23 protein-coding genes are annotated in these 26,973 nt (G+C 67.1%); 7 read left to right on the forward strand and 16 right to left on the reverse strand.

Annotated features, from left to right (window positions below; all coding sequences use genetic code 11):
• Positions 1 to 200 precede the first annotated feature (200 nt).
• The 6 genes from folE to QXH22_RS00055 all read right to left on the reverse strand — a co-directional run bounded on the left by folE (position 201) and on the right by QXH22_RS00055 (position 8,244).
• Positions 201 to 896, reverse strand: coding sequence for a GTP cyclohydrolase I (folE, locus tag QXH22_RS00030; protein WP_306274638.1), 696 nt, complete (start codon positions 894 to 896; stop codon positions 201 to 203).
• 151 nt (positions 897 to 1,047) lie between these two features.
• On the reverse strand, positions 1,048 to 3,534 hold the full coding sequence (pheT, locus tag QXH22_RS00035) for a phenylalanine--tRNA ligase subunit beta (RefSeq protein ID WP_306274639.1): 2,487 nt from the start codon (positions 3,532 to 3,534) through the stop codon (positions 1,048 to 1,050).
• Positions 3,534 to 4,577, reverse strand: a complete 1,044-nt coding sequence (gene pheS / locus QXH22_RS00040; RefSeq protein WP_306274640.1) for a phenylalanine--tRNA ligase subunit alpha — start codon at positions 4,575 to 4,577, stop codon at positions 3,534 to 3,536. The genes pheT and pheS overlap by 1 nt, the downstream gene beginning before the upstream one ends.
• A gap of 162 nt (positions 4,578 to 4,739) precedes the next feature.
• Positions 4,740 to 6,311, reverse strand: a complete 1,572-nt coding sequence (locus QXH22_RS00045; protein WP_306274641.1) for a PE domain-containing protein — start codon at positions 6,309 to 6,311, stop codon at positions 4,740 to 4,742.
• A gap of 199 nt (positions 6,312 to 6,510) precedes the next feature.
• Positions 6,511 to 7,320 (reverse strand): rhomboid-like protein, encoded by an 810-nt coding sequence (locus QXH22_RS00050; protein WP_306274642.1) that lies wholly within the window; start codon positions 7,318 to 7,320, stop codon positions 6,511 to 6,513.
• Between the two features lie 9 nt (positions 7,321 to 7,329).
• Positions 7,330 to 8,244, reverse strand: a complete 915-nt coding sequence (locus tag QXH22_RS00055; protein ID WP_306240732.1) for an adenylate/guanylate cyclase domain-containing protein — start codon at positions 8,242 to 8,244, stop codon at positions 7,330 to 7,332.
• Between the two features lie 206 nt (positions 8,245 to 8,450).
• On the opposite strand from QXH22_RS00055, the gene QXH22_RS00060 reads away from it, so the two are divergent.
• On the forward strand, positions 8,451 to 9,494 hold the full coding sequence (locus QXH22_RS00060; RefSeq protein WP_306240733.1) for an oxygenase MpaB family protein: 1,044 nt from the start codon (positions 8,451 to 8,453) through the stop codon (positions 9,492 to 9,494).
• Positions 9,495 to 9,555: 61 nt separating this feature from the next.
• On the opposite strand, the gene QXH22_RS00065 is transcribed toward QXH22_RS00060, so the two are convergent.
• From QXH22_RS00065 to infC, 5 genes are all read right to left on the reverse strand, one after another.
• The gene (locus QXH22_RS00065) at positions 9,556 to 10,350 is read right to left on the reverse strand and encodes a PE family protein (protein WP_306240734.1); all 795 of its coding nucleotides are present in this window, start codon (positions 10,348 to 10,350) and stop codon (positions 9,556 to 9,558) included.
• Positions 10,351 to 10,502: 152 nt separating this feature from the next.
• Entirely contained in the window at positions 10,503 to 11,288 is a 786-nt protein-coding gene (locus tag QXH22_RS00070) for an RNA methyltransferase (protein ID WP_306274643.1), read from the reverse strand.
• 21 nt (positions 11,289 to 11,309) lie between these two features.
• Positions 11,310 to 11,699 (reverse strand): 50S ribosomal protein L20, encoded by a 390-nt coding sequence (gene rplT, locus QXH22_RS00075; RefSeq protein WP_306240736.1) that lies wholly within the window; start codon positions 11,697 to 11,699, stop codon positions 11,310 to 11,312.
• An 88-nt stretch (positions 11,700 to 11,787) separates the two neighbouring features.
• On the reverse strand, positions 11,788 to 11,982 hold the full coding sequence (rpmI, locus tag QXH22_RS00080; RefSeq protein WP_055579168.1) for a 50S ribosomal protein L35: 195 nt from the start codon (positions 11,980 to 11,982) through the stop codon (positions 11,788 to 11,790).
• A gap of 54 nt (positions 11,983 to 12,036) precedes the next feature.
• Entirely contained in the window at positions 12,037 to 12,627 is a 591-nt protein-coding gene (gene infC / locus QXH22_RS00085; protein WP_306244226.1) for a translation initiation factor IF-3, read from the reverse strand.
• 462 nt (positions 12,628 to 13,089) lie between these two features.
• On the opposite strand from infC, the gene lysX reads away from it, so the two are divergent.
• From lysX to QXH22_RS00115, 6 genes are all read left to right on the forward strand, one after another.
• Positions 13,090 to 16,425: a bifunctional lysylphosphatidylglycerol synthetase/lysine--tRNA ligase LysX gene (gene lysX / locus QXH22_RS00090; RefSeq protein ID WP_306240737.1), complete on the forward strand. Its 3,336-nt coding sequence runs from the start codon at positions 13,090 to 13,092 to the stop codon at positions 16,423 to 16,425.
• 57 nt (positions 16,426 to 16,482) lie between these two features.
• Positions 16,483 to 17,991, forward strand: a complete 1,509-nt coding sequence (locus tag QXH22_RS00095; protein ID WP_306274644.1) for an alpha/beta hydrolase family protein — start codon at positions 16,483 to 16,485, stop codon at positions 17,989 to 17,991.
• Between the two features lie 4 nt (positions 17,992 to 17,995).
• Positions 17,996 to 18,433: a DUF6653 family protein gene (locus QXH22_RS00100; protein WP_306240739.1), complete on the forward strand. Its 438-nt coding sequence runs from the start codon at positions 17,996 to 17,998 to the stop codon at positions 18,431 to 18,433.
• 10 nt (positions 18,434 to 18,443) lie between these two features.
• Positions 18,444 to 18,674 carry a hypothetical protein gene (locus QXH22_RS00105; RefSeq protein WP_306240741.1) on the forward strand — a complete coding sequence of 77 codons (231 nt, stop codon included), beginning with the start codon at positions 18,444 to 18,446 and terminating at the stop codon, positions 18,672 to 18,674.
• 62 nt (positions 18,675 to 18,736) lie between these two features.
• Positions 18,737 to 19,903: a winged helix DNA-binding domain-containing protein gene (locus tag QXH22_RS00110; protein ID WP_306274645.1), complete on the forward strand. Its 1,167-nt coding sequence runs from the start codon at positions 18,737 to 18,739 to the stop codon at positions 19,901 to 19,903.
• Between the two features lie 37 nt (positions 19,904 to 19,940).
• Entirely contained in the window at positions 19,941 to 20,825 is an 885-nt protein-coding gene (locus QXH22_RS00115; protein ID WP_306240744.1) for a DMT family transporter, read from the forward strand.
• A gap of 1 nt (position 20,826) precedes the next feature.
• Here the strand turns inward: QXH22_RS00115 and QXH22_RS00120 are convergent, their stop codons facing one another.
• The 5 genes from QXH22_RS00120 to uvrA all read right to left on the reverse strand — a co-directional run bounded on the left by QXH22_RS00120 (position 20,827) and on the right by uvrA (position 26,899).
• The gene (locus QXH22_RS00120; protein ID WP_306274646.1) at positions 20,827 to 21,198 is read right to left on the reverse strand and encodes a YbaB/EbfC family nucleoid-associated protein; all 372 of its coding nucleotides are present in this window, start codon (positions 21,196 to 21,198) and stop codon (positions 20,827 to 20,829) included.
• A gap of 6 nt (positions 21,199 to 21,204) precedes the next feature.
• Complete coding sequence (locus QXH22_RS00125) at positions 21,205 to 21,684, reverse strand: LppA family lipoprotein (protein ID WP_306274647.1); 480 nt, start codon at positions 21,682 to 21,684, stop codon at positions 21,205 to 21,207.
• Positions 21,685 to 21,777: 93 nt separating this feature from the next.
• Entirely contained in the window at positions 21,778 to 23,622 is a 1,845-nt protein-coding gene (locus tag QXH22_RS00130; protein WP_306274648.1) for an alpha/beta hydrolase, read from the reverse strand.
• Positions 23,623 to 23,669: 47 nt separating this feature from the next.
• Positions 23,670 to 23,960, reverse strand: coding sequence for a hypothetical protein (locus QXH22_RS00135; RefSeq protein WP_306240748.1), 291 nt, complete (start codon positions 23,958 to 23,960; stop codon positions 23,670 to 23,672).
• 32 nt (positions 23,961 to 23,992) lie between these two features.
• Positions 23,993 to 26,899: an excinuclease ABC subunit UvrA gene (gene uvrA / locus QXH22_RS00140; protein WP_306240749.1), complete on the reverse strand. Its 2,907-nt coding sequence runs from the start codon at positions 26,897 to 26,899 to the stop codon at positions 23,993 to 23,995.
• Positions 26,900 to 26,973: the final 74 nt, after the last annotated feature.

Genomic DNA, 26,973 nt, shown 5'->3' on the forward strand with positions numbered 1-26,973 from the left:
CGCGAAGATGAATTTAAAGCGATATGAAACGCGTGTGCAAAAGCCTCAGCAGACTCGCAGTTTCCGGTAACCAGGCAGGCAGACAGCCGATATAGCCCAACCAGGGATGATCACATTCGGCGATGGTTTACATCTAAAATCGTCATGTCGACGGCCGGGTTCGCGCCGCAGTCCGGCCCGCGGAAATGTCTCGCCGGCAGCTACCTGTCACGGCGCAGCGTGCGCACCTCGGCGAGGAACTCGCGCCGGAGTTCGGCGTCCGAGAACTCGCCGCGCCAGACGGTCGTGGTGGTTCGCGAATGCTCGGCGACCCCCCGAACATGCGTGCACAGGTGTGCGGCTTCCAGGTGCACCGCCACGCCACGAGGCTCGATCAGCGCAGTCAGCCCGTCAGCCACCTGCTCGCCGAGGCGCTCCTGAACCGTGAACCGGCGCGCGAACAGCCGGACCAATCGCGTCAGCTTGGAGATACCGATGATCTGGTCGCCCGCGATGTAACCGATGAAGGCGGTCCCGAAAAACGGCAACGCGTGGTGTTCGCAGAGGCAGTTGAAATCGATGGGCCCCTCGATGATCTGTGAGGGCGCGGCCTCGACGGCGTAGCCGCGTTCGGCGGGAAAGCTCGTCGCGAGCTTGGGATCACCGTCGTAACCGGCAGTGATGTCATAGAGCGCCTTCAGGAACCTCTTCGGCGTGTCCCGGGTGCCCGGTGTCGCCAGGTCCAGGCCGAACGCGGTGAAGATCTCGGCGATCGAGGCCTCGAACCGCTCCCACTCAAACGGGGAGATCGAACGGGACGGACTGTCGAAGCACCGACTGGTCAGGTTTGCCGTCATCCCGGCGGCCGGACCCGCCATCTCGATGACATTGTCGGGTTGGCTGGCCACGTCCGTCATAAAGCCTCCTCGCCGGTGGCGCGGGACAGCAGGATGGAATCTGTCAGCAAACTGACGAGATAAACTTACGCAGCTGCCGACTGCAGACACAACCGTCTTAACTCAATAAAAGCAACGGGCTGGGTGACCGGATCGCCGATCGCCGGCCCAGTCAGCTACGCAGTTCGGCGCCGACCCGTTCGGCCGCGCAGCGCACCGCCGCGTCACGGGCCGCGGTGGCGTCGTCCTCGGTGAGGGTGCGGTCCGGGGCCCGGAACCGCAGGGCGAATGTCAGCGATTTGCGATTCTCGCCGATCTGCGCGCCGGCGAAGACGTCGAACAATTGCAGATGCTCGAGCAACTCGCCTGCTCCGTCGCGCACCGCGTCTTCGACGGCCTGAGCCGGAACATCGGCAGCCACCACCAGGCTCACGTCCTGGAACACCGCCGGGAAAGGCGACACGCGCGGCGCGGGGAGGACGCCGCCGAGGGGAATCGCCGCCAGGTCCAGTTCGATCGCGCAGGTCCCCTTCGGAAGCCCGGCCCGTTCGATGACGGCCGGGTGCAGCTGACCCGCGTGCCCGACGACGGTGCCGCCGGCGAGAACTTCCGCACACCGGCCCGGATGCCACGGCAGGTACTGGGCGGCTCGCAGCGTGACGTCCACGCCGCCGGCTCGCGCAATGATCCGCACCGCCTCGAACGCGTCCGCGGCTTCCACGGAACGGCCCGGTCCCCAGGGACCGCGCGGCTCGCGCAATCCCGCCAGGACCGCGGCGACGTGCTGCGGTTGGCGTGGCAACGATGCGTCCAGGGTGGCGATCTCGGCATCGGTGGGCCGCCGGTGGACCGGGATGAGGTCGACGGCGCGGGTCTGGTCGGTGGGCTGCACCACCTGCGCGATGGCGAACAGCGCCACGTCGCCGAGTCCCCGGGAGACATTGCGGTGCAACGCCTCCAGCAGGGCCGGCAACAACGTGGTGGCCAGCTGCGGCCGGTCGGCTTCCAGGGGGTTGACCACGTTGGTCGTGCTGCGCCGAGGGTCGTCGGCGGGCAATCCCCAGAGATCGAACACACCCGCCGGCAGGAAGGGCGTCGGAAGGATCTCGACGTAACCCGACAGGGCCAGCGATTTCCCGATCGCCCGGCGTCGCTGCTGGGTGGCGGTCAGCCCCCGGCCCGCGGGTGCCGACGGCAGGACCGACGGGATCGCCTCGAGACCCTCGAGCCGCAGCACCTCTTCCACGAGGTCTGCGGGTTGACGCAGGTCGGGACGCCAACTCGGCGGCGTGACCGTCAGGGTGTCACCGTCTTGCGCCACCTCCGCGCCGACCTGGCGGAGCCGCCGGGCGGTGGTGCCGGGCGGGTAAGCCACGCCGGCGATGCGGTCCGGCAGGTCGGCCAGGATCTCGACCGGCGGTGGCGACCAGTCGGTACGCGGTGGATCGCCCCGCCAGTCGGTGAGAGTGGGTTCGGCGACTCCCCCGGCGATGTCGACGAGCAGCCGGGCACACCGGTCCAGGACTGCCACCGAGATGGCCGGGTCAACGGCGCGTTCATACCGGCGCGCCGCTTCGCTGGGCAGATGCAGCCGTCGCTGGGTTCGCGATATCGCCGCGGGGTCCCAGACGGCTGCCTCGAGCAGCACCTCGGTGGAGGTGGCGCGAACCTCGGTGCTGTCCGCGCCCATCACACCGCCGATCGCCGCGGTCGCGACGTCATCGACGATCAGGACGTCGACCGGTTCCAGCTTGCGTTCGATGTCGTCCAGGGTGACGACGGTCTCGCCAGGCTGAGCGAAGCGCACCCGGAATCCGCCGGTGATGCGGGCGCGGTCGTGAGCATGCATGGGATGGCCGAGTTCAAGCATCACGTAGTTGGTGACGTCCACCGCCGGCGAGGTGGCACGGATGCCGCACAGCAGCAGTCGCCGCTGCAGCCACCACGGCGACACCGCCGCAGGGTCGATCCCGGTCACCGGGCGCAGCGCGAACCGTCGCACGCCCGTGGCAGAGTCCACCGTCAGTGGCCACGCTTCGCCCTGAGCCGGCAACGGCTCCACCGCCGCGGGATCGACGAAGTCCAGGTCGTAGGCGCACGCGATCTCGCGGGCCAGCCCCCGCACCGACAGGCCATAGCCGCGGTCCGGTGTGATCGCGAGGTGGAACACCACATCGTCGAGACCGAGCACCGCAGCCGCGTCGGCCCCGGGTTCCGCGGTACCCGCGGGCAGCACCAGGATCCCGGAATGATCCGCCCCCAAGCCGAGTTCGGCGGCCGAGCAGATCATCCCGTTGGAGTTGCGGCCGTAGGTCTTGCGCGCGGCAATGGTGAAATCGCCAGGCAGCGTCGCTCCGGGCAGCGCCACGACCACCAGGTCGCCCACGACGAAATTCGTCGCGCCGCAAACGATCTCCTGCGGCTCGGGGTTGCCGACGTCGACCAGGCAGGCCCGGATCGGCTTCTTGAAGCCGCTGAGCTCCTCGATCTCGGCCACCCGGCCCACGGCCAGCGGACCCTCGACCGGACCGAGTCCGGCGACGTCCTCCACCTCGTGACCGATCCGCACCAGCGCCTGCGCCAGCTCGGCAGCACCGACATCCCATCCCGGCGCGCCGGCTGAGACCATCTCGCGCAGCCAGCTGTACGGAACGCGCATCAGGCCCCCACCCCGAACGGCAGCGAGAACCGGATGTCGCCTTCCACCATGTCGCGCATGTCGGGTATCCCGTTGCGGAACTGCAGGGTTCGTTCCAGCCCCATCCCGAACGCGAAGCCGGAATAGACCTCAGGGTCGATACCGGCGGCGCGCAGGACGTTGGGGTGCACCATCCCGCAGCCACCCCACTCCACCCAGTCGGCGCCGCCCTTCTTGCCCTCGAACCAGACATCGACCTCGGCGGACGGTTCGGTGAACGGGAAGAAGTGGGGACGCATCCTGGTGCGCGCCAACGGGCCGAATTCGGCGCGGGCGAACGCGTCGAGAGTGCCGCGCAGATGGGCCATGGTCAGTCCACGGTCGACGGCCAATCCCTCCACCTGGTGGAACACCGGCGTGTGGGTGGCGTCGAGTTCGTCGGTGCGGAACGTCCGGCCGATCGAGATGACGTAGACGGGCAACTCGCGCTCCAGCAGGGTCCGTACCTGCACCGGGGACGTGTGGGTCCGCAGTAGTTGCCGCGAGTCCTCGGGCGCGATGTAGAAAGTGTCCTGTTCGCTGCGCGCCGGGTGATCGGGCGGGAAGTTGAGGGCGTCGAAGTTGAACTGCTCGGTTTCGACTTCGGGACCCTCGGCCAGCTCCCATCCCATCGCCACGAACGTGTCGGCGATGTGCTCGGCCAGCATGGTGATCGGGTGTCGTGCGCCGGTCGGCTGGCGGGTCGAAGGCAGCGTGACATCGATGCGCTCGGCGACGAGCACTGCCGCGTCGCGCTCGGCGCGCAGGACCGCCAGGCGCTCGTCGTAGCTGCGCTGGGCTTCAGTGCGGGCCACATTGACCCGCTTGCCCGCATCGGCACGCTGCTCCTTGGGCAGGCTGCCCAGCGCCTGTCGCGCCAGAGCCAGTGGCGAGCGGTCGCCGAGATACTCGGTCTTGGCGTTCGCGAGAGCGTCCAGCGTGCCGGCGGACGCGATGGCCTGCTGGGCAGCCTCGACCGCCTTGGCCAGAGCTTCCGGCGACAGGTCGACGGGTTGATCACCCACGCGGCGGCACTCTCCTTGCTGAGGCTGGTCGGGCTGCCCGGCCTCTACCCCGCGCAATGAGCTCCAGCGCGGCCCGCGTGGTCAGCGGGAGGGGTCACGGCACGGGTATGACGCAACTGCCGATCATAAGTCATCGTCAGTTGTGTCCCGGATCACGGAAGATCAGGAATCGAATTGTTCGAAGGTCTGGGAGAACTCCCAAGGGTTCTGCGCCACTCCACTGCTGACATTCGTCAGCACACCCAGCGGGCCCGGGAAGTCGCGGTTGGCCGACCATATGTGCAGTCCACCGATATTGTTCTGCTCGGCGAAGGTGGTGAGCTTCTGGGCGTCGGCCAGGGTGAAGATCTCGGCCGGATCGTCGTTGACTCCGATCATCGGGGTCACGTCAACCATCGACCAGATCTGCGCGCTAGTTTTCGACGGGTACAACGTCGTCAATTGATCATGGACGGCGGTGGCCGCCTGAATCGCGTAGTCGCCCATCTTCCCGGCGTACGGCAGGGTCGGGTCGTAGTAATCCATCGCCATGATGTTCACGTGGCTGATCTGCACGTTACTGTCGACGGCGATCTGAACGGCCCGCAGACCGTCGGCGGTCAGGCCCGTCGGCATCACCGGCAGCGTGAACGACACCTCGACCGGCCTGCCGGTGGCGACTCCGGTGGTCTGCAGTGCTGCGATCGCCTGCGAGCGGAGCTTGAGCGAGGCCGTGTCACCCAGGGCCGCACCTTCGATATCGAAATCCAGCTTGTGAATTCCGTAGGCGTTCATCACCGAGGTGTACTTCGCGGCCAGTTCGGCCGCTGTCCCGCCGGTCAGGGCGAGTTCCTGGTTCGCCGCGCCGCCGAAGGAGATGGTGGCGTTGATTCCTGCGGCGCGCATGGCGTCCATCTGACTGTTGATCTGGCCGAGCAGACTGCCGTTCGCGACGGCGCCGCCGTTGCCGATCGTGTACTCGGTGAATCCTCCCCAAGCCGGCTGGCCGGCGGCATTGGCGGTGATGAAGCCCAAAGTGACGTCCTCGATGCTGCCGATCCGGCTGGCACCGGTGAAGTCGAACTGGGGCCACAGCGTCATGTCGACGTACGGAGAGAACACACCCGTGCCGACCGGTGGCGGCGGCGTGACGCTGCCGGGCAGCCCGGCGATTCCGGGCCGGCCGAACAGCAGCCCGGCCCGCCCGCCGGCACCGCCGGGCGCTCCGGTGCCGCCGTTACCGCCGGCACCGCCGTTGCCGAATAGTCCGGCGTCGCCACCGGCACCGCCGGCCTGTCCGCCGGCACCGGCCGCCCCCCGGCCGCCATTTCCGATCAGCAGCCCCCCGTCGCCGCCACGGCCGCCGGCCACCGACGCGTCGGCACCGTCGCCGATCAAGGGCCGGCCCAGCAGCAGTTGGGTGGGCGCGTTGACAACTCTGAGCAGCTGCTCCTGCAGGGTCTGCACAATCGAGGCGTTGGCCGCCTCGGCAGTGGCGAAGGAGTCCGCGCTCGCGGCCAGGGCCTGCACGAATCGGGCGTGATAGGCCTCCACCTGAGAGCTGAGCGCGCGGTACTCCTGGCCGTAGGCTCCGAACATCCCCGCGACCGCCGCGGACACCTCGTCGGCGGCGGCCGGCGCGAGTCGTGTGGTCAGACCTGCCGTCGCCCCAGCGGACGCCACGGCGGAGCGGATGTCTTCCAGATCCGTCGCGGCGGCCAACAACATGCCCGGATCGGCGATCAGAAAACTCATGGCATCCTCCGGTCGGTTCGGCGCGCCCGGGTTACGTTGCCACGTGCCTCGGTGATTTTCAATCGTCGCGCCTCGTCCGGCTCGTTCGACATCACTAGATCAGCCGACAGAGCAGCCAATACGGCGAAATTTCAGACCTTGGTCCGCTGGTTCAGTCGAACAAACGCGAAGCGGATTCTAGTTTGCTATTCGGTGGCGTTCAGACCGTTACAGGCTGCACGCCGGCCGCCACCTCATCCAGAACGGCGTTCTCCGTCGCGCGCGAGCCGAATCGGTTGCTCACGACATGGGCGATGAGGGCCGCGGACGCGCCGAATGCAAGGCCGCCGGCCATCCCCCACATGCTGTGCGCCAGCATCAGGAAGCCGAAGCCCGCCGACCCCAGCAGCATCAGGCACCGCACGGGCGTCCAGTGGATCGGCGCCCGGAACCGCAGCGAGACCAGGACACCCAGCGTGACCGCGACGGCGTGCCCCGCGTTGGTGAACTCGCCGCCCATGACCGCGGCCGTCACACTCACCGTGATCCACCACGCGATCCATGCTGACCGGAACGACCGCGGGATCGTGGCGGTCAACGCGCCGAGCGCCGCCAGCGCGCCGTAGCTCATTCCGACGTCGCTGGCGTGGGTGATCGACCACGGCATCCAGCCCATCTTCACCGCCGTCGCCAGCGCTGCGGCGACAACCAGGGTGGCGCCGATGTGGCCGACCATAAACGCCACGAGCAGCCGGATGGTGCGCAGGTGCAGTTCCGCCAGGACCAGCAGGCAGGTCAGAAAGGGCAGCCAGAACCACAGCGGCCCCGCCTCGACCACGAAGGCACTGCCAACCAGGGTGCCGATCCGGCCGTGCGACAGGTTGTGCAGGTTCGTGCTGGCGTGTCGGATGACGCTGTCATGGGCCTGGGGGCTCAACATCAGCATTGTGGTGCTGACAGCGAACAGCGCCGCCACGTAGCCGACCGTGAAACGGACCCGCGACCGGCGGGTGAGAAAGGTAGAAAACATCACCTTCCACTATGCATGGACGTTTGTCTCATTTGTGTTATCGCTGGTTGACAACTCTTTGTGAGTTTTCAGGCGATAAATAGCCAAGTCGGGCGGAATGCCGGTGAGTTTGCTGGCGAACATCGGCCTGCGCGCCCGCTTGGCCGTGACACCCATCGCGTCCAGATCGCTCTGAGGAATCAGGTCCAGCGTCGGGCTCGAGATCATCACGCCGCCTTTGGTGGCACGCTCCATGACCCGGGCCGCGATGTTCACGTCGACGCCCAACCAGTCCGCACCCAGCCGCTGCGGCCGCCCGGTGTGGATACCAACCCGCATGCGTGGCCGATAACCCTGCACCTCAACGGATTTGATCGCCTCCTGAGCGGCGAGCACTGCCTTCACGGCGACGGCGGGACGACGAAAGACGGCCATGATGCCGTCACCCATTCGCTTGACGATGTGCCCGCCGGCGTCCAACATCGGGGACTCGACCGCCCGGGCGACCTGGCGCAGCAACGTGAGCGCGGCGTCGTCCCCGGCCTGCAGCGACCAGGTGGAAAAACCCACCAGGTCGGTGAAGACAAGCGTCACCTCGGGATTTGCCGGCTTGCGCGAAACGGCCTCGGTCATCGCCTGCCACACCTGTAACACACCAAGGCTGACCTCGCGCGATGCCGCGTCGCGGTCGCCCAGCAGCCGGTCGGCAGCGCGTGCGGCAGCCCGGGGACCGCCCTCTCCGGCCGTCGACAAGGGATCACCGAACTCGGGGTCGCCGGGCAGCAGCCGTCGCGCCCTCTTGACGAAGGCCACCACGTTCGGACTGTGATTGGTGCTGCGAAGCCACTTTCCGGGAGAACGACGGGGCGCGGCTTCCTGGTGGGCCACCGCAGTCGCGGTCTCGTCGGGCACGCCGGACTCCGCTTCGCCAGACCCGACCTCCACTCGGCAAGGGTAGGTGGTCCGGACTGAGGCAGGCAACGAGGCCCACGCCACTTGTGTCACACGTCGCAGCAAACGCCCTGATCACACGAGTGCGGCGGCGCTGTGGAGAGTCCGTAACACAGATGCGACGCATACGCCGATGTGCTAGACAACGTACGTTGTCACCGTTTATCGTGAGCCCACAATGAGGCGCTTTGGAGGCCGTGATGACTGTTCCTGCAACGACAGCGGCTGATCCCCTCGGGCCGGACTCGCTGACCTGGAAGTATTTCGGAGACCTGCGCACCGGCATGATGGGGATCTGGATCGGCGCGATCCAGAACATGTATCCGGAACTGGGCGCCGGGGTCGAGGAGCACTCCATCCTGCTGCGCGAACCTCTGCAGCGGGTGGCCAGGTCCGTCTACCCGATCATGGGGGTCGTCTATGACGGCGACCGGGCGGCCCAGACCGGCCAGCAGATCAAGAGCTACCACCGCACCATCAAAGGCACCGACGGCGCGGGCCGACGCTATCACGCGCTGAACCCCGAAACGTTCTACTGGGCCCACGCGACGTTCTTCATGCTCGTCATCAAGGTCGCGGAATACTTCTGCGGCGGGCTGACCGAGGCCGAGAAACGCCAACTGTTCGACGAGCATGTGCAGTGGTACCGAATGTACGGAATGAGCATGCGGCCGGTGCCCAAGTCGTGGGAGGACTTCCAGGAGTACTGGGAGCGGGTCGGGCGCGAGGAGCTGGAGATCAACCAGGCGGTGCTGGACATTTTCCAGATCCGGATCCCCAAGCCGAAATTCGTGCTGATCCCGACGCCGGTCTGGGACCAGATGTTCAAGCCGATGGTCGCCGGTCAGCGCTGGATAGCGGCCGGCCTTTTCGAGCCCGCAGTCCGGGAAAAAGCCGGCATGCGCTGGACACCCGGAGACGAAATCCTGCTGCGGTTGTTCGGCAAGCTGGTCGAACTGGCCTTCCTGGCGGTGCCCGACGAGATCCGGCTGCACCCGCGCGCGCTGGCGGCCTACCGTCGTGCGGAGGGTCGGACCCGCAGTGACGCACCGTTGGTGGAAGCGCCCGCGTTCATGGCGCCGCCGCGGGACCGCCGTGGACTGCCGATGCACTACTTTCCGCCCCGGCCCCGCTCCCCCCTCGAGCCGGCCCGGGTGATCATGGAGCGGGCCGGCGCGCTGGTGCACAGCACCCTGTCGATCGCCGGGCTGCGACCGGCGCGCGGGCGCAGCCGGGCCGCCTGAGCCTGCTGAGCCTGCCCGGCCTGCGGCCGGCGCGCGGGCGCAACCCGGCGGCCCGAGGCTGCTACGCCAGCCCGAGCGGCCGCAGGAACAGCGGGACGACGCCGAACTGGTTGCCCTGGAACCAGAACTCCCAGCCCAAAGCCGTAATCGACCCCCCGGTGATGGTGGGTACGGTTCCGTTCAGCGTGACCGCAGTGGGCCCGAACGGTGTCAAGCCACCCAACGACCCCGCGAAGCCGCCAGTCGGCGATACCAGCACATTGCCGTTGGCCGACATCCACGTCAGCGGGCCGAACGCGGTGTTCAGGGTTCCGGTTGCGTTGGCGACGAGCCCCAGATTTCCACCTGTGCTCGTCGGAAAAATCGGGGTGCCGCTGAGCGAGAACGACCCGATCTGGCCGAACGGCCCGTTGAGGATCGCGGACTGATAGAGGCCACCCAGGCCATAGCTCGAGGACAGCTGCAGCGGGCCGAGATTCGAGCTCTGACTGACGGTGGAGAGGCTGATGAGCGTGTCCAGTGGGCTGGCCTCGGCGACACCGGCACCACTCGAACTCGCCAAAGTTTGCTGCACATTGGCGAATTCGGCACTCACGTACTGCGCGGCACCGCCGTTCAACAGGCTGACGAAGGTGTCGTGATAAGCCGCGGTCTGCGCACTCAACGCCTGGAATTGCTGGCCGTGCTTACCCAGAAGGTTCGAGATCGCCACCGAGATTTCATCCAGGGCTGGTGCCGCGATTGCGGTCGTTCGCGCGGCCGCTGCCGCATTCGCAGTGCGTATGCCGTCGCCCATGGACTCCAGGCACCCACTGGCCGACTTCAGAATTTCCGGAACGACGTTCAAATATGACATAGCTGCCCCCTGCCCCGACAGTCTTGCGACATCACGCCGACTATTCGACGTGTGACAAATATTAACAGTCAGGAGTGAAATTTCCGCTAACCAATTTCACATGTCTTACCAAAGTGGGGATGTGCGAATGATTTGCTAGAGCGGCTGAACGGTCAGCGTGAGGCCCGTGCGCTCAGGTACAGGCAGATGGCCGCGGCCGCGGCAACGTTCAGGCTCTCCGCTCCCCCCGCCATCGGGATGCGCAACCGGCGGTCGGCCTGCGCGGCGACCTCAGCCGGGAGTCCCTGCGCCTCCGGCCCGAACAGCCAGGCCGTCGGCCGCGCGAGGATCGGGTCGGCGTCGTCGAGGGACGTCTCGCCGTCCACCGCGGTGGCCAGCACCTGCAGCCCGGCGCGCCGCAGCGAAGCGAGCACCAACTCGGTGTCGGGAGCGACCACGACGGGGATGGAGAAGATGCTGCCGGTCGATGCGCGCAGGCACTTGCCGTTGTACGGATCGACGCTGTGACCGGCCAGAACCACCGCCGCGACGCCCATCGCGTCGGCGATGCGGATGAGTGTGCCGGCATTGCCCGGCTCGCCGATGTCCACGGCAACCGCGATCAGGCTCGGCGAGTCCGGCAGCACATCGTCCAGATTCGTCGCCGGGATCTCGCACACCGCGACCAGACCGGTCGGCGTCACGGTGTCGGACAACGCTTTTGCGGCCCGCTCGGTCACCAGATGGACGGGCGTTGCCTGCCCGGAAACCAGCGCGTCATGCCGGAGCGCCGCGTCCTCGGTGACGAACAGGTCCCGGACCAGCCCACGCTGCAGGGCCCCCGCGACGAGATTGGGCCCTTCGGCGAGGAACAGTCCCGCGCGGCGCCGGCCGACGTGACGGTGCAGTTTGACCGCGGCAGCCACCCGGGCCGAGCGTTCGGTGAGCGCGGCCTTCATGGTGTGCGGACCCGGGTGGTGTTAGGCAGCCTCTCCCGAGGGTGCGTTGACATCCTCGGGCAGCGCGGCCCGAGCGACCTCGACCAGCGCGGTGAACGCCGCGGGATCGCTGATCGCGATGTCGGCCAGGTTCTTCCGGTCCACCTCGACGCCGGCGGCCTTGAGGCCCTGGATCAGGCGGTTGTAGGTGATGTCGTTGGCACGCGCGGCGGCGTTGATCCGCGAGATCCACAGTTTGCGGAACTCGCCCTTGCGGGCGCGACGGTCACGGTAAGCGTAATTGAGCGAATGCAGCTGCTGCTCTTTGGCTTTGCGGTAGAGCCGGGATCGCTGACCGCGATAACCCTTCGAAGCTTTCAGGACGCTGCGCCGCTTCTTGTGGGCGTTGACCGCCCGCTTCACGCGTGCCATGGGTGTTCCTACTCTCGTTCAAAATCGGTCGGGGGCTGCCGAAAGCCCGCTGTCGATGGGGGTTTCGTATGGGGGATGCGATGCGGCGCTAGCCGTTGAGCAGCGAGTTGACCCGCTTGGTGTCGTTGGCCGACACGACGGTGCGACCGTCTAGACGACGGGTGCGCTTGGTCGCCTTGTGCTCGAGCAGATGCCTGCGGTTGGCTTTCTGCCGGACGATCTTCCCGGTGCCGGTGCGCCGGAACCGCTTCGAAGCCCCGCTGTGGGTCTTGGCCTTGGGCATGTTTCCTCGATTTTCCTGGTTCTGTGAGCTGTTCTGGTGGTGCTGCGGGTATTGCTAGGACGGTTGGGCGTCGCCGGCCGAATCGGCCGGCCCTCCCGCACTCCCCGGGTGTTGCGCCCTGGCGCGCGTTTTCGCGCCACGGTGCGGTGCCAGCACCATCGTCATGTTGCGGCCATCCTGCTTGGCCGACGTTTCGACGAATCCGTACTCGGCGACGTCCGCGCCCAGCCGCTGGAGCAGTCGATAGCCCAACTCCGGCCGTGACTGCTCGCGGCCACGGAACATGATGGTGACCTTCACCTTCGACCCCGCTTCGAGGAAGCGGACCACGTGGCCCTTCTTGGTCTCGTAGTCGTGGTCGTCGATCTTGGGTCGCAGCTTCTGTTCCTTGACGACGGTCTGCTGCTGATTCCTGCGGGATTCACGCGCCTTCTGCGCCGCCTCGTATTTGTACTTGCCGTAGTCCATGATCTTGCAGACCGGCGGCCTGGCATTGGGAGCAACTTCGACAAGGTCGAGATCGGCGTCCGCGGCAACGCGGAGTGCGTCTTCGATACGCACGATGCCTACCTGCTCTCCCCCAGGGCCGATCAATCGAACTTCAGGCACGCGAATGCGCTCGTTGACGCGGGTCTCAGTGCTGATGGGGCCTCCCTCGTTGGCTTCTACTTCAGTACGACCCGTGGACGGGGCCGGAAACAGCCGAGGAGGCACACCAACCATCAGCAAGAAAGCCCTGCAGATGCAGGGCCCATTGCCGACCGATCGCGGCTTGACCTGGTCAAACCGCCTGCGCAATGCACAGAACAAGCATCGTGTCGATGCCTGTGACCGGACCGGATTGCCTTGAGATATCTCGTGGCAACCGGTGGGAGTGGGACTCCTCTTCACTGTCCCTGGCCTGACGCCGGGATGGTCGCAGCGCTCAGTCTAGCAGGCAGAACGCGTGACCCTGCCAACCCGCGTGCGGGCGTATCACGCTTCCAATTATTGCGGGCGTATCGCGCTTCCATTATCAAGCCAGTTATCAAGCCAGCCTTAGCAAGTCGGCGGCTCAGCATGCCTAAGCCGGGAATTTCCTAGCTGGAGGGCATATCCTCGCGGTCTGTGACAATCACTAAGCCGCGCCCGACGCGCAGGCCGACTTCCCGGTATCACTGGCTACCCGCGGTAGCCGGCTGGACCGTCGGCGTCATCGCGACGGTGTCGCTGCTGGCCAGCCTTTCTCCACTGATCCGGTGGCTCATCCACGAGCCGCGCGAATTCATCAACAGCTATCTGTTCAACTTCCCCGATACCAGCTTCGCGTGGTCATTCGTGCTGGCCCTGCTGGCGGCGGCGCTGGCGGCTCGCAAACGCATCGCCTGGTGGGTGCTGCTGGGCAACATGGTCGTAGCCGCGGTGATCAACGCCGCCGATATCGCCGCCGGCGGCAACACTCCCGCCGAGGCGTTCGGCGAGAACCTCGGGTTTGCCTTCCACGTCGTGACCATCGTGCTGCTGGTGCTGGGCTACCGGGAGTTCTGGGCCAAGGTCCGCCGCGGCGCGCTGTTCCGCGCGGCGGGTGTGTTGCTGATCGGCGGCGCCATCGGGATCCTGCTGTCCTGGGGTCTGGTGGAGATGTTCCCCGGGACGCTGGCGGCGCCCGACCGGTTGCCCTACGTGGCAAACCGCGTCGTCGGCTTCGGATTCGCCGATCCCGATTTGTTTACCGGCCGGCCGCACGTTTTCCTCAACGCGATCTTCGGGTTGTTCGGCGCGTTCGCACTGATCGCCGCCACTATCGTGCTGTTCCTGTCCCAGCGCGCCGACAACGCCCTGACTGGTGAGGACGAGTCAGCGATTCGTGGACTCGTCGAACTCTGGGGGAAGAACGATTCGCTGGCCTACTTCGCCACCCGCCGCGACAAGTCGGTGATCTTTGCCCCCAGCGGCCGCGCCGCGATCGCCTATCGGGTCGAACTCGGGGTCTGCCTGGCCAGTGGCGACCCGATCGGCGACCCGCGGGCGTGGCCGCAGGCAGTCGCAGCCTGGATGGACCTCTGCCAAACCTACGGCTGGTCGCCGGGGGTCATGGGCGCAAGCACGGAAGGTGCCCGCGTTTATCGGGAAGCCGGCCTGAACGCCTTGGTGCTCGGCGACGAGGCGATTCTGCGGCCGGCCGAGTTCAAGTTGTCCGGCCCGGAAATGCGAGGGGTGCGACAGGCCGTCACGCGCGCTCGCCGGGCCGGGCTGACGGTGCGTATCCGCCGGCACCGCGACATTCCCCGCGACGAGATGGCGCAGACCGTCGAGCGCGCGGACGCCTGGCGGGACACCGAAACCGAGCGGGGCTTCTCCATGGCGCTGGGCCGGCTCGGTGACCCGGCTGACGGTGACTGCCTTTTGGTGGAGGCAATCGGACCTGCCAACCAGGTGGTTGCCATGCTTTCGCTGGTGCCGTGGGGCAACACGGGTGCCTCGCTGGACGTAATGCGCCGCTCCCGGGAATCACCCAACGGCACCATCGAACTCATGGTCAGCGAACTTGCGCTGCACGCTGAAAGCCTTGGGATCAATCGCATTTCGCTGAATTTCGCAATGTTTCGCTCGGCGTTCGAGCAGGGCGAGCAATTGGGAGCGGGCCCGGTTGCGCGGCTGTGGCGGGGACTGTTGATCTTCTTCTCACGCTGGTGGCAGATCGAGACTCTGTATCGCTCGAATATGAAGTATCAGCCCGAATGGGTGCCGCGCTTTGCCTGCTACGACGACGCTCGGTTGATTCCCAAAGTCGGCGTCGCATCCGCGTTCGCCGAGGGCTTTCTGACGCTGCCCTTCACCCGGCGCGACAAGATTCACACGGGCCATCACCCGGCCGTGCCGCAGCAGCTGGTGGACAGCGGGCTGTTGCACCCCGACGGCACTGCGCCCGATGTCAGCGGACTGCAGGTGGCAGACCTGCCGGCGGGCGACGACATGCGGCGTCGTCAGCCCGAACAGGTGCGGGTCCGCTTAGCCAAGCTGAAGAAGCTGCAGGACGACGGTGTCGAGGCGTACCCGGTAGGCGAGCCGCCCAGTCACACCGTCGCACAGGCGCTCGCCGCCGAGGACGGGGCTCCTGTCTCGGTGGCCGGCCGCATCCTGCGGGTCCGCAATTACGGCGGCGTGCTGTTCGCGCACCTGCGCGACTGGTCGGGCGAGATGCAGGTGCTGCTGGACAACTCGCGCCTGCAGCAGGGCCGGGCGGCCGACTTCAACGCGGCGATCGATCTCGGCGACCTGGTGGAAGCCACCGGGCAGATGGGGTTCAGCGACAAGGGGACCCGATCGCTGCTCGTCACGCACTGGCGACTGATCGGCAAATGCCTGCGCCCGTTGCCGGACAAGTGGAAGGGACTCACCGACCCGGAAGCCCGGGTTCGGACCCGCTATGTCGACCTCGCCGTCAACGCGGACTCACGCCAGCTGATCACCGCCCGCAGCAGCGCCCTGCGGTCGATTCGCGAGACCTTGTTCGCCAAGGGGTTCATCGAAGTCGAAACACCCATGCTCCAGCAGGTCCACGGCGGTGCCACCGCTCGTCCGTTCGTGACCCACATCAACGCCTACGCGATGGACCTGTTTCTGCGGATCGCCCCGGAGTTGTACCTCAAGCGTTTGTGCGTCGGCGGCGTGGAGCGGGTCTTCGAACTCGGCCGGGCCTTCCGCAACGAGGGCGTCGACTTCAGCCACAACCCCGAGTTCACGCTGCTGGAGGCCTATCAGGCGCACGCCGATTACACGGTCTGGATCGACGGGTGCCGCGAACTGATCCAGAACGCCGCCGAAGCAGCCAACGGCGCCCAGATCGCGATGCGGCCCAGAACTCAGGATGATTCGATTAGCTACGGGGCGCGACTGGAGCCAGTCGACATCTCCGGTGTGTGGCCGGTGAAAACCGTCCACGACGCCGTCTCCGAGGCCCTCGGCGAGCACATCGACGCCGACACGAACTTGAAGACGCTGCGCAAGCTGTGCGACGCCGCCCGCATTCCGTACCGCGCTTATTGGGACGCCGGCGCCGTGGTGCTGGAGCTGTACGAGCACCTGGTCGAGGACCGCACCGAGCACCCGACGTTCTACATCGACTTCCCCACCTCGGTATCGCCGCTGACCAGGCCACATCGCAGTAAGCGGGGGGTGGCCGAACGCTGGGATCTGGTGGCCTGGGGTGTCGAGCTGGGCACCGCCTACAGCGAACTCACCGACCCGGTGGAACAGCGCCGCCGCCTCGAGGAGCAGTCGCTGCTGGCTGCGGGTGGCGACCCCGAAGCGATGGAACTCGACGAGGATTTCCTGCAGGCGATGGAGTACGCGATGCCACCCACCGGCGGCCTGGGAATGGGCGTCGACCGCGTCGTCATGCTGATCACCGGCCGCAGTATCCGCGAGACCCTGCCGTTCCCGCTCGCCAAACCGCATTAGCCCCTTCTTAGCTGACGCGCCCGGGTTCAGTTAACTCACAGGAAATAGTCCGGAAACATGATTCCGGATGGGAACCCGGCGAACGAGAATGAACCTGTGACCGCGTCGACGCCTCATGCTCTGGCGCCCGCTGCGTCGGCTGAAGGGTTCTCCACGCAGGCCTTCAGCCACACCTCCCTGATGCACGGGTGGGTGCCGATCACCGTTCAGATCGTGACGGGTGTTGCGTTGTTGCTGGCCATCGGCTGGCGGACGCGAACCTGGCGGCTGCGCTGGCTGCCCCTGGCGGCGCTGGCCGGGGCCGCGGCGGCCTACGGAACCCGCGCGTACGTCAGCCGGCTGTCCACCGAACCGGCCCCGGGTGCGCTGTGGGCCTGGGCCGGGTTGGCCGGAATGGCGGTCACGGTGCTGGTGCTCGGGTGGCGCAGCGCGCACTGGTGGCGGCGCGGCATCGCGCTGCTGGCCGTGCCGCTGTGCCTGTTCAGCACGGCGCTCACGCTCAATATGTGGGTCGGCTACTTCCCGACGGTGCAAGCCGCCTGGGGTCAGCTCACCTCCGGCCCGCTGCCCGACCAGACCGATCCCGCGACTGTCGCCGCGATGATGGGCAAGGGTGTCCGCCCGTCGCACGGCAGTGTCGTTCCCGTCGTGATTCCCTCCGACGCATCGCATTTCAAGCATCGCGGGGAACTCGTGTACCTGCCGCCGGCCTGGTTCGCCAGTACGCCGCCACCACGGTTGCCGACCGTGATGATGATCGGCGGTCAGTACAACACCCCCGCGGACTGGGTACGCGCCGGCAACGCCGTGCGGACCGCCGATGCCTTCGCCGCCGCCCATGAGGGCAACGCTCCGGTACTGGTGTTCGTGGACTCCGGCGGCGCCTTCAACAACGACACCGAGTGCGTGAACGGGCGACGCGGTAATGCCGCCGATCACCTGACCAAAGATGTTGTGCCATTTATGGTTTCAAACTTCGCGTCCAGCTCCGAACAGTCCAGTTGGGGAATCGTCGGCTGGTCGATGGGCGGGACCTGCGCGGTGGATCTGGCCGTCATGCACCCCGGGATGTTCAGCTCGTTCGTCGACATCGCGGGCGACCTGTACCCCAACGCGGGAAACAAGCAGGAGACCATCTCGAGGCTGTTCGGCGGCAACGCTGAGGCCTGGGCCGCCTTCGACCCGACCACCGTGATCACCCGGCATGGCCCGTACACCGGCATAACCGGCTGGTTCGCCATCCCCGCGCACCGCGAACTGCCGATCGCCGATACCGCTGCCATGCGGCTGGCCGGCCGCGACGCGGCAGCCAATCCCAGTGACCAGACGGCGGCCGCCAACGCCTTGTGTGCGCTGGGCCGCTCCTACGACATCGACTGCGCGGTGGTTCCGCAACCAGGCAAACATGACTGGCCGTTCGCCGACCAGGCCTTTGCCAGGTCGCTGCCCTGGCTGGCCGGTCGGCTGGGCACCCCTGGCGTGCCGCCAATCCCACTGCCGGGCACCGCCACTCCCCCGGCGCCCGCCACACCGTCGAACGCGCAAGTCGTCGCAGCCGGACGGTAACCGGGTGCTTTCGGTCGCCGGGGTCCGCCGCGCCATCTTCGCGCGGCACTGCCATCCCTGGAGCGCGTGGACCCGCTGGGCGAGTACACCCCTGATCCTGATTCCGGTCTGGACCCGGCGGCGACGGGATGCGGCGCTAGTCGGGGCGTGGCTGGCGATCAATCCCTTCGTATTCGGCAAGCCGCGCGACCACCGCGCCTGGGCGACGCGGGCAATGCTCGGCGAGGAATTGTGGATCACCCGCCGCCCACGGGATGCCGCCCTGGCGGTCAGCGCGGTGACGTCGGTGGCCGCGGCGGTGGGGGTGGTCTCCGCGCGCCGCCGTCGACTGCGTCCGGCGGTGATCGCCGTGGCGGCCCAGATGGCACTGACGATGCTCTATTGGCACCAAATGGTGCGCTACCTCGAGCGGCAGGACGGTATCGGCGGCGGGCAGCAGTAACGTGGCGGTCATGCCCGACCAACCGTCCCCTCCCGACCCCGGATATGACGACTCAGGTGTGCCGACGTTCGACTCGGTGCGCGAGAAGATCGAAACGCGGTTCGGCGCAGCCCAGGGCGCCGAAGAACTCGCCGCCGAGACCGCCGAAGGCAAATCCGTCGAGGAGCAGTACGAGGAGCGGCAGCGGGCGGCCGCCGAGCGCCTGGCCAGAATTCGGGAGTCCATGCGCGCCGATGACTGACAGTCTGCCGCACCCGGCCGCGATACGGTCGGTGTCACCCGGCGCGCGGCAGCTGATGCACCGTGCGTAAGTTCAGCATCGCGGAGCGCCGGAACCGGTTGGCGCGCAGGCATTTCCTGTCCGGTGCAGGGTCAGTGTCCCGGGTCACCGCCGGTTTGATCGGGCTGCACGCGACCGATCCCGCGACCCCGTATCTGTCGCTGTGGTCGCGCTGCCGCGGCTTCTGCACCGCCGACCTGGACCGGGTGCTGTACGAAAAGCGTTCGGCGCTCAAGTATCTGGCGATGCGCAGGACGTTGTGGGTGGTGAACTCCGGTGACGTGACGCTGGTGCAGGCGGCGGCCAGCAGCCAGGTGGCCGACACCGAGCGGCGCCGGCTGATCGCGGACCTGCACAAGGCCGGGGTCACCACGGACGGCGAACAATGGCTGACCCAGGCGTCCGACGCGGTGATACGCCATTTAGCCGAGCACGGACCGGCCAGCAGCACCGAACTGCGGACCGCGCTGCCCGAACTGGCCGGCAGCTACGATCCGGCGCCCGGAAAGCGTTGGGGCGGTCTGGTTCCGGTAGCCCCGCGGGTACTGACCGTGTTAGCCGCATGCGGCGAGATCGTCCGCGGCCCCAATGACGGAAGCTGGACGGCGTCGCGTCCCCGGTGGAGCGCCACGACGGAGTGGCTGGCCGAGCGCGGCGAACCGGTACCCGAAGCCGCCGCCCGGGCGGAGTTGATCCGCCGCTGGCTGCAGACGTTCGGGCCGGCGACGATCACCGATATCAAGTGGTGGTTCGGCACCACATTGACGGCGGTGCGCGCGGCGCTGGCCACCATCGGGGCCGTGGAGGTGGACCTGCACGGCGGCGCCGGCTATGCACTGGCCAACGACCTGGCCGTCGAACCGGAGGTGCCGCCGTGGGGCGCGCTGCTCCCGGGTCTGGACTGCACCACGATGGGCTGGTCGGAGCGGGACTGGTACCTGGGCGAGCACCGCGGACAGGTCTTCGACAGCAACGGCAACGCCGGTCCCACGGCGTGGTGGAACGGGCGGGTGGTCGGCGGCTGGTGCCAGGATGACGAGGCCCGCGTCCACCTGCAGTTGCTGGAGGACGCCGGCGCCGAGGCGCAGCGGGCGTTGCAGCAACGGGCCGATCAACTCACCGAGTGGCTGAACGGGGTCCGGATCAACGCGCGCTTCCCGTCACCGTTGTCGAAGTCGGGCCTTCGGTGAGTGACATCGAAGCACGAGATATGAGGATGTCTGAGCCATGGATTGGGTGACGTCACACGCTTTAGCGATCGGCTCGGCGTTGCTGGCATCGTTCGTCGCGGCGGTGGGCATCGTCGTCCGGCAGACCGCCCTGCAGAATCCCGCGGTCGAAAGTGGAACCGCGGGTGCCGTCACCGTTCTGCGTGACCGGCTGTGGTGGGCGGGCACGGCGGCAGCCGTCGCCGCCTACGGGTTCCAGGCTGTGGCCCTGGCGCACGGATCTTTGCTGTTGGTGCAACCGATGCTGGTCTCCTCGCTGCTGTTCGTGCTGCCGCTCAGCGCAGTGCGATTGGGGAATCGGGTGCCGGGGTCCGAATGGGGATGGGCGACGCTGCTGACGGCCGCGCTCGCGGTGTTCGTGCTGGTCGGGCGGCCGCGGGAGGGACACTATCGGCCTGAGACGCCGGCGTGGACGCTGGCGCTCGGCCTGGTGGTGCCGGTGGTTGTCGCGGTGGTGGCCGCCCGGCACAGTGCGGGCAGAGTCCGGGCCACGTGGCTGGGGGTCGCCGTGGCGCTGTTGCTCGGGATGATCGCGGTGTTGACCAAGACCTGCACGCACCGTTACGCGGTGGGAGGCTGGCACGCCCTGTTCACCTCGCCGGCACCGTACGTGCTGGTTACCTTGGCGGTCGCGGCGACGGTGCTGCAGCAGTGGGCGTTTCGGGCCGGAGCCCTGCAGGCCTCCGTGCCGATCATGCTGGTCGGCGAGCCGGTCGTCGCCGTTTTGCTCGGCTCCGTCGTGCTGGGCGAACACCTGGCGGCGCATGGCATCGGGGTTGTAGCGCTGCCGGCAGCGATCGCGGCGATGCTGGCGGCCACCATCGCGCTGGCCCGTGGGGAGGGTGCTCAAATCGAAGAGGCGGCATCAACGCTGCGGCGGTGACTCAGCGATCGCGCCAGCCCCGCCGGAACCGGTCGTCGTAGTACGTGTCGTCGTCGTCCTCGCTCGCGGACCGCGCGCATTCGGCGTGCAGGCGGGCCGAATTGGCTTCGACGAAAGTGGACATCGCCTCGACGCGAGGATCGGCGCGGACCTCACGCATCGCTTGCTCGATCAAGGGGCGTACGTCGTCCACTGCCGCGTTGTAGGCGGCCAGGATGGCCTCCTCGTCCGGTGCCGTCACCGACAGCAATCGGTTCTCGGCATCGACGACTACCCGGATACCGTTGGCCGTACCGACGCCGCGGGCGTGCTCCAGCCCGTGCTGAGCCCGCTGCACCTTGCGACCAAGCTCCTCGAAGTCATTGCTTGCCACCACCGCTCACCCCGCCTTCTTGTCCCGCGGCAGCCGGCAGCCGGTGTAGCCCGCCACTCCGAGATTGCCGGCGTATCCGATCTTGATGGAGATACCGGTCGGCCCGGTGAACCAGACGTCGTGATTCCCCGGCTGGTCCTTCATGACCTGGATATCGGTGGCGCCGATCTTGGCAGCGGAATCCTTGGCCACCCTGAGGATGGCCGCCCACTTCTCCTCGGACAGCGCCACATTCTCCGCGACGCGGTGCGGCAGGATGTACCGCTGCCCGTCCGTCTGTTCGTAGGGGCGCTCACAATTGCCGCTGGATCCCTCATGGGGCGTTTGCCACGTGATCGAGGGAACCAGCGTGCTTGCGGCGGCGGTGATCTCGTCCATCGCCCGCTGCACCTGGGCCGTGGTGTCTTCGAGCGAGGGCAGGCCCTGAAGTTCGCGCAGGGCCTGGGTGGCCTCCGACGGCGGAGTGGGTTCATACGGTTGCTTCACGTGGCATCCTGTTAGCGCGAGGAGGGCTGCGAACACCGCCACCCACAGCGTGGTGTGGCGACGCGCATCGATGTGAGCTCTCATGTGATGGTTTCAGCTCCCGGGGATCGCCTGGCCGCTCAGGCCGGCCACAACGGCAGCGATGTTGTAGCCCGTCGTGCGCGGCAGGCCGTTGCCACCCTGGCGAGGGTAGTCGCTGTGGCCGTGTGCACCCTCGAGATTGAGGGTGCCGCCGTGGCCGTCCGCGATGGCGGACGGACCGGTGCCCAGGCGGGTGAACTCGGGGTTGGTGGCTGGATTGGGCCCGAAGTGACCGGCTCCGGACGCGTCCAGCACCGACAACCCGCCCAGCGCGCCGACGTTGAACGGGAATGGCAGCAGCGGCGCGCCGGCATGGACGAGCGGCGGGGTGTCGTAGGTCAGCTGAATCGGGTCGTCAGGGGTTTCCATGGCAAATACATGCCCGGGCTGCAGCTGCAACCGCTGCGGGGTCGAGGCTTCAATGCCCGGGGAGCCGTAGAACAGTGCATCGCTGACTCCGTGGTTACCGGGCTCCTGCAGGGCCAACCCCGTGGTCAGCGAGCCGTACGAATGTCCGATCGCTGTCAGATGGGCAGGGTCACCGTCATGGGCGGCGCCGATACCGTCGTAAAAACGGGCCAGATTGTGTGCTCCCACTCGGGCCATGTCGTCGTGGCTGACTCCCCAGGCACCGGCCAGCGACCTGCCCGTCTCGTCCAACCCCGGAATCTGGGGCGCGTCATAGCCGATCCAGGCAATGGTCGACACCGTGTCATGGAGATGCCCAGGCGTGTTGCCCAGTTGACGCAGGGCTTCGTCTCTGACCTGCCAGGCCTCTTCCGACATGCCGACGATCGCGCCGTGGACGGTGGTGTTGAGTCCCGGGGCGGTCACCGAGACGTGGGTGGCGGTGTCGGGATCCCCGATAGCGACGGCGGCATGTGCCTGAGCTCCGTTCTGCGTGTCGAGCAGCAGCAGCTTGCGGTCGGGCTTGCCACCGACCGCCTTGTCGACAGCTTGCAGGTCCGGCAGGTTCTTCGTTCCGGCCAGCGCGGCATCGTAGCGACGCTGCCATGCCTCATAGGCGAGGCGGTCATCGAAGATCGCCCCGGGTTCGTTGGGTGACGGGATATTGCGGCCCGCCGCCCAGTCGGGATGCTGGGCTTGGAGGGCGTCGGCCTGCGCTGCGGCGGAGTGCGCCCTGGCCAACTCGTCGCTCAGGTTCTCCCGGTTGTAGTAGTCCCGATCCACGGCGGGCATGCCGTCACGGTTTCCTATGTAGTGGTCGCGCCCATAGAGCACGTCCTTCTCGGCGGGGGTTAAGCCCTCCCAGAAGTCGTGGAACTGCTTGGGATCGGCGGGCGGCTGGGCACTGCCGTCGAGGATGGCCTGTACGTGCGGGCGGAACGGCGCGCCGTCCGGACGCTGCCGGTAACCGGCCAGGTCCTGAAGACCAGTCGAGATCGCTTGTGCCGCTTTATTTTCACCGTCTTCGAACTCAGTCAGCAGATCCTTGACGCGAGCCTGGAAATCGGCCGCCTGGCTGTCGAGCTGCGCTTGCAACAGATACGCGAGCAAGTCGCCAGAACGAGCGCCGGGCACGTGTGGGGCCTTGACATTGCCCACGTCGTCCACGGTCATGCCGGCAGCGGGAATGTCGCCGTCGACGATGCTCAGCAGCGCGGCGCGGCAGGCGCCCAACTGCGCGCCGTAGGTGTTGAACGTGTCCGCCAGCGTGATGACGGTGGAGCCGATGTGATTGGCGGCCAGCTTCTCCGACAGCGCGCGGACCGAGGTGGCGCTCGCGGCCTCGCCCTTCCAGCTGTCCATCGCGGTGTCCACGTCGCGGTTCACCTGGTCGACCCGCGCATTGAACGTATTGCTTTGCGCGCTCAGGTCTTTCGCGAAGCCGGTCATCGACTCCGGCTTACAGCCGCGAACGTGACTGATCGTGGTCACTGCGACTAGCGACCGCCGGCGTACTGACGTCGCTGGTCGGCGAACCCCCGGTCGACCGCCTCGTAGGTGGTCGCCGCATTCGTCGAGAAATCGGCCATCCGGCGGACACCGGCACCGACCACACCGAATCCCTTGATGACGGCGTCGTTGACCTGAGCGGAAGCCTCCTGCACCGGCGAACCCGGCATCTCCACCGCGGCGGTGATCTGCAATGCGGCTATTGCGTCTGCGTGCCCGGCCAGGGTGGCGCCGAGCCTGTGCAAGTTGTCCAGATCAACCTGAAACAGATCGCCCATCGCGCGAATTTTACCGGCACCGCGGCGCTGAACTACGCACTGACTTTGCGGCGCTTGGGGTTCGCACTCCGGGCGGCCGGCGGTGCGACGACTTCGGCCAGGAATTTGCCGGTGTAGCTTTCCGGCACCGCCGCCACGTCCTCCGGAGTGCCTTGCGCCACAACGGTTCCGCCGCCTGCTCCACCTTCGGGTCCCATGTCGACGATCCAGTCCGAGGTCTTGATCACGTCCAGGTTGTGTTCGATGACGATCACCGTGTTGCCCTTGTCGACAAGGCCGTTGATCACCTTCAGCAGCTTGCGGATGTCGTCGAAATGCAGCCCGGTGGTGGGTTCGTCGAGGATGTAGATCGTCCGCCCGGTCGAACGCTTCTGCAATTCGGAGGCCAACTTCACCCGCTGGGCCTCCCCTCCGGACAGCGTCGGCGCGGGTTGTCCCAGCCGCACATACCCGAGCCCGACGTCGACCAGGGTGCGCAGATAGCGATGGATGCCGCTGATCGGCTCGAAGAACTCCGCGGCCTCCTCGATCGACATGTCCAGCACCTCGGAGATGGTCTTGCCCTTGTAGTGCACCTCGAGGGTCTCCCGGTTGTAGCGGGCACCCTGGCAGACCTCACACGGCACATACACGTCGGGCAGGAAGTTCATCTCGATCTTGATCGTGCCGTCACCGGTACAGGCTTCGCAGCGCCCACCCTTGACGTTGAACGAGAACCGGCCGGGTTGGTAGCCGCGGACTTTCGCTTCGGTGGTCGCGGCGAACAGGGTGCGGATCTTGTCGAACACCCCGGTGTAGGTGGCCGGGTTGGACCGCGGGGTGCGGCCGATCGGCGACTGGTCGACCCGGACGAGCTTGTCCAGGTGGTCCAAGCCGGTGACGCGGGTGTGCCGGCCGGGCACCTGCCGCGCGCCGTTGAGGCGGTTGGCCAGCACGGCGGCCAGAATGTCGTTCACCAGCGTCGATTTACCCGATCCGGATACGCCGGTCACCGACGTCAAGACCCCGAGCGGGAACGAGACGTCGATGCCGCGCAGGTTGTGTTCACGGGCGCCGACCACGGTGATCTGGCGCTTGCGGTCGGTGGGCCGCCGCAGGGCGGGCATCTCGATGCTTTCGCGCCCGGACAGGTAGGCGCCGGTGATCGAGTCCTTGTTGGTCAGCAGTTCTTTGTAGGGACCGCTGTGCACGATGAGGCCGCCGTGTTCACCGGCTCGGGGCCCGATGTCGACGACCCAGTCGGCGTGCTCGATGGTGTCCTCGTCATGCTCGACAACGATCAGCGTGTTACCCAAATCCCTTAGCCGCGTAAGGGTTTCGATAAGGCGGCGGTTGTCGCGCTGGTGCAGGCCGATGGACGGCTCGTCGAGCACGTAGAGCACACCGACCAACCCCGAGCCGATCTGGGTGGCAAGCCGGATCCGCTGGGCTTCACCGCCGGACAGCGTGGCCGCCGCCCGCGACAGCGACAGGTATTCAAGTCCGACGTCGAGCAGGAACCCCAGCCGCGACTGGATCTCCTTGAGCACCTGCCCGGCGATCGCGGCCTCGCGGGTGCCCAGGGTCAGTGCGTTCAGGAAGTCCGAGCAGTCCGCTATCGACAGTTCACACACTTCGGCGATGGACTTCGGGCCGTACTCCCCCGCCGTCAGCATCACCGCCAGGATTTCCGGCTTGAGCCGCGTGCCGTTGCATACCGGGCACGGGATGTCCCGCATGAAGCCCTCGTAGCGTTCCTTCATCTGCTCGGACTCGGTCTGAGCCATCTTGCGTTGCAGGAACGCCAGAACGCCTTCGAACTCCGCGTAGTAGGACCGGGTGCGCCCGTACCGGTTGCGGTACCGCACATGCACCTGTTCGTCGGCGCCCTCGAGAATCGCCTTGCGGGCTTTGGCGGGAAGTTTTCGCCACGGGGTGTTGACGTCGAAACCGAGGGCGTCGCCCAGGCCGGCCATCATCCGGGTGAAGTACTCGGCGGTGTGACCCGACGACCACGGCGCCACCGCGCCGTCGGCCAGGGTCAGATCGGGATCGGGCACCACCAGGTCCGGATCGACTTCCTTGCGGATGCCCAGACCGACGCACTCGGGGCAGGCGCCGTACGGCGAGTTGAAGGAAAAGGAGCGCGGCTCCAGGTCGTCCACCGCCAGGGCGTGCCCGTTCGGGCAGGCCAGCTTCTCGGAGAAGCGCTGCTCGCGGGGGTGATCGTGTTCGTCCCGGTCGTCCGGGAATTCCAGCACCACGATGCCGTCGGCCAGATTCAGCGCGGTCTCGACTGAGTCGGTGAGCCGCTGTTTGGCGCTGGCTTTGACAGTGAGGCGGTCCACCACCACCTCGATGTCGTGTTTCTCCTGCTTTTTGAGTTTCGGCGGCTCGGTCAGGGGGTGCACCACACCGTCGACCCGAACCCGGCTGTAACCCTGCGCGTTGAGCTTGTCGAAGAGGTCGGCGAACTCCCCTTTCCGGGTGCGCACCACCGGGGCGAGCACCAGGAAGCGAATACCCTCCTCCATCGCCAGCACCTGGTCCACGATTTGCTGGGGCGTCTGCCGCGCGATCCGCTCACCACAGATCGGGCAGTGCGGAGTGCCGGCCCGGGCGTACAGCAACCGCAGGTAGTCGTACACCTCGGTGATGGTGCCGACCGTCGAGCGCGGATTGCGGTTGGTCGACTTCTGGTCGATGGACACTGCCGGGGAGAGACCCTCGATGAAGTCGACGTCCGGCTTGTCCATCTGTCCGAGGAACTGCCGGGCGTAGGCCGACAGCGATTCCACGTAGCGGCGCTGACCCTCGGCGAAGATGGTGTCGAACGCGAGCGACGACTTGCCCGACCCCGACAACCCGGTGAAAACGATCAGGGCGTCCCGGGGTAGATCAAGGTCGACGCTGCGCAGGTTGTGCTCGCGCGCACCCTTGACGATGAGGCGGTCAGCCACGCTGTCCCTTTCAGCTGAAACGTGTGCGGCCCTGGCGTTGAACGATCAGAGCGGGGGCCGCATTCCATGCTAGG

The sequence above is a fragment of the Mycobacterium sp. TY814 genome (assembly GCF_030755175.1).
Lineage (GTDB): Bacteria > Actinomycetota > Actinomycetes > Mycobacteriales > Mycobacteriaceae > Mycobacterium.

Excerpts from the sequence above, each read along its gene's own strand:
- folE (WP_306274638.1), bottom strand. The coding sequence starts at position 896 with ATGACGGACGTGGCCAGCCAACCCGACAATGTCATCGAGATGGCGGGT.
- pheT (WP_306274639.1), bottom strand. The coding sequence starts at position 3,534 with ATGCGCGTTCCGTACAGCTGGCTGCGCGAGATGGTCTCAGCCGGCGCG.
- QXH22_RS00045 (WP_306274641.1), bottom strand. The coding sequence starts at position 6,311 with ATGAGTTTTCTGATCGCCGATCCGGGCATGTTGTTGGCCGCCGCGACG.
- QXH22_RS00050 (WP_306274642.1), bottom strand. The coding sequence starts at position 7,320 with ATGTTTTCTACCTTTCTCACCCGCCGGTCGCGGGTCCGTTTCACGGTC.
- QXH22_RS00060 (WP_306240733.1), top strand. The coding sequence starts at position 8,451 with ATGACTGTTCCTGCAACGACAGCGGCTGATCCCCTCGGGCCGGACTCG.
- QXH22_RS00065 (WP_306240734.1), bottom strand. The coding sequence starts at position 10,350 with ATGTCATATTTGAACGTCGTTCCGGAAATTCTGAAGTCGGCCAGTGGG.
- QXH22_RS00070 (WP_306274643.1), bottom strand. The coding sequence starts at position 11,288 with ATGAAGGCCGCGCTCACCGAACGCTCGGCCCGGGTGGCTGCCGCGGTC.
- rplT (WP_306240736.1), bottom strand. The coding sequence starts at position 11,699 with ATGGCACGCGTGAAGCGGGCGGTCAACGCCCACAAGAAGCGGCGCAGC.
- rpmI (WP_055579168.1), bottom strand. The coding sequence starts at position 11,982 with ATGCCCAAGGCCAAGACCCACAGCGGGGCTTCGAAGCGGTTCCGGCGC.
- QXH22_RS00095 (WP_306274644.1), top strand. The coding sequence starts at position 16,483 with ATGATTCCGGATGGGAACCCGGCGAACGAGAATGAACCTGTGACCGCG.
- QXH22_RS00105 (WP_306240741.1), top strand. The coding sequence starts at position 18,444 with ATGCCCGACCAACCGTCCCCTCCCGACCCCGGATATGACGACTCAGGT.
- QXH22_RS00115 (WP_306240744.1), top strand. The coding sequence starts at position 19,941 with ATGGATTGGGTGACGTCACACGCTTTAGCGATCGGCTCGGCGTTGCTG.
- QXH22_RS00130 (WP_306274648.1), bottom strand. The coding sequence starts at position 23,622 with ATGACCGGCTTCGCGAAAGACCTGAGCGCGCAAAGCAATACGTTCAAT.
- QXH22_RS00135 (WP_306240748.1), bottom strand. The coding sequence starts at position 23,960 with ATGGGCGATCTGTTTCAGGTTGATCTGGACAACTTGCACAGGCTCGGC.